This is a genomic window from Robertmurraya sp., assembly GCF_036676585.1.
In the GTDB taxonomy this organism is placed as follows: Bacteria; Bacillota; Bacilli; order Bacillales; family Cytobacillaceae; genus Robertmurraya_A.
Genome location: NZ_JAKFCQ010000093.1, coordinates 1 through 2,381 on the forward strand (window position 1 = coordinate 1; position 2,381 = coordinate 2,381).

The 2,381-nt window shown below is 37.1% G+C and carries 2 protein-coding genes; both read left to right on the forward strand.

What is annotated here, in order from left to right; translation table 11 throughout:
- Window positions 1-887 precede the first annotated feature (887 nt).
- Window positions 888-1,223, forward strand: a complete 336-nt coding sequence (locus ACGLXV_RS12995; protein ID WP_391558958.1) for a TM2 domain-containing protein — start codon at window positions 888-890, stop codon at window positions 1,221-1,223.
- Between the two features lie 17 nt (window positions 1,224-1,240).
- Complete coding sequence (locus tag ACGLXV_RS13000; protein WP_391558959.1) at window positions 1,241-2,032, forward strand: M48 family metallopeptidase; 792 nt, start codon at window positions 1,241-1,243, stop codon at window positions 2,030-2,032.
- The last annotated feature ends 349 nt before the right edge of the window (window positions 2,033-2,381 follow it).

The following is a 2,381-nucleotide window of genomic DNA, read 5'->3' on the forward strand; positions in this document are numbered from 1 at the left end:
CATCCTATTAAAATTCTGAAATTCATAAAGAGCTCTTTTGGAATGCATCCTTGCATTCGACTAACCGATAATCTAACTATATTTTTAATTTTCTGTTTTGTCAATATTTTATTAATACCTGTACTGATCGAGTGCCTTCCCGAAGACTTCCATAATTCAAGATTTTACTGTTGATTTTTTTCTCTTCCAAGATGGTCATCTTGCAGGAGCCTACCTTTGAAAAAACGTACGATCCTGAGAAGGCCAAGAAACTAGATCAAGAAGTATACGCGTTGTTGATGAAGTAGGAGGAGCGGTAAGCCCTCCTTTTTTTTATTTTGAAATGGGAGATTTGTGAAGGATTCACTACTTTTTTGTGAGTTGTCTAACTAACAAGGAACCCTGATAAAAAAGTGGGGAAGGAATTTCCGCTATCTCCGAGAGACCCTTTTAACATTCCAGGGCCAAAGATACAACTCACCAGTAAAAACACCAGGGCTTAATATATGTAAAATCTGTTCTTTTACAGTAGAGGACATTAATTTGAGTCATTCGATGTACAGGTAAATAGAACTTTTTGTAAAAATAATTTTACCAATTATAAGAATAAGTTCTTCTTTCATCTCTAGAACCAATGGCTTCATGACCTGATATATTTCATTGTAGCCAATATATACAATTTTCCTCTTTTGGAGATTGTTAACTTTTGATTCTGGTATGTAACCTGTTATTAAAAAGACGGGTATATTGGAATTCTTTTTATCCAGTCGTCTCTTATACTGCTCCACTTGTATTCGTTACATCAAATTTAATATTTTTTGGAAATAAAGGAGGAATTTGATAAATTTCGTCCAATTTATATGGTAGAATATAGGACCTATCATAATTTTAGAGAGGAAGTTATTGAAATGAACAATCTATTAGCGAAGCAAAATTTAACTACCCAAGACTTACAGATGCTTGCATCCGAAATGGATAAAAGGAAAAAGTCGACGGGTACCACTTGGTTGCTTTGGTTTTTCTTGGGCGGGATCGGTGGGCATCGTTATTATCTAGGAAAGACAGGCTCCGCAATTGCCATGACCCTGACCCTTGGACTTTTAGGAGTTTGGACCTTAATTGATTTATTTCTAATTAGTGGCATGATCAAGAAGGCAAATGAACAAATTGAAGCGGAAATCATTCAACAACTCCAGTTAATGAATCATGCGAGAAACCGAGAGGTAGCTGTTGGGAAGGAGTAATTGAAAAGGGGATCATTATGAACAGTCGATTGATTCATCCGAAAGAGCAAGTATATTTTTCTATTTGTGTTGCGGTAAGTGCACTTATATATTTAGTATTGCTCTTTTCCATTATAGGAATATTCTACGCTTTGATAGGAATCCTTCTGAGTCTATTTTTCCAAGGAATTATGTTAGGGAATATCCGTAGCAATGGGGTAAAGCTTTCTAATCATCAATTTCCCCATATTAAGGAAAAAGTAGAGGATTTATGTGTGAAAATGAATATCCTTCAAGTGCCTGATGTCTATGTTTTAGAGTCAGGTGGGATTCTGAATGCATTTGCCACCCGATTTTTCGGACGGAACTTCATTATACTCTACTCAGATATATTTGAATTAATTGAACAAGATGGGGAAGAGGAATTGACGTTTATCATTGCCCATGAACTGGCTCATTTGCAAAGAAAACATATCTCAAAGCAATTATTGATTCTTCCGGCAACATGGGTCCCGTTCCTTGGAAATGCCTATTCCCGCACTTGTGAATATTCCTGTGACCGGATTGCCACGTATTATACAGGGAATACAGAAGTGGCTATGAAGGGATTGACTTTGATGGCCATTGGGAAGGTTCTCTTTAAGAAAGTCAATCGTACCGATTACCTTTTGCAGAGCAGCCTGGAGCAGGGGTTCTTTGTTTGGTTAAGCCAATTGATTTCTTCACATCCGCCCTTGCCGAAACGGATTCTCGAGCTAGAGCATATCGAAAAGTTTCCGCAATTTTACGGATTAACCTCATCCGAAAAGAAAAATACTATGATGGTATGACAGCAACGGCCAAACTGATATTGTTTTATGATAAGAAATGGTACCTTCATTCTCTGCTGGAGGTTCCATTTTTTTTGCGTGTGCCCAGCCTAGGTGCTGTCTATAGGTCTATTCGGTATATAGTTTGGTGGACTCCTCTAGACTCACACTAGATTTAAGAACTATGCTAGTCCAAAAAGCAAACAATAAAAAACCTTACTCACTCCATCTCCGAAGTAAACAAGGTCTATCCAACTACACCATCTATATACAATTTTTCACCTTCTCATTATTATTCGTGATTTTTACCAAAGCATTTTGTGCATTCATAGATGTATGATTCTGCTTGCTCTTCGAAGTGTTCTCCACA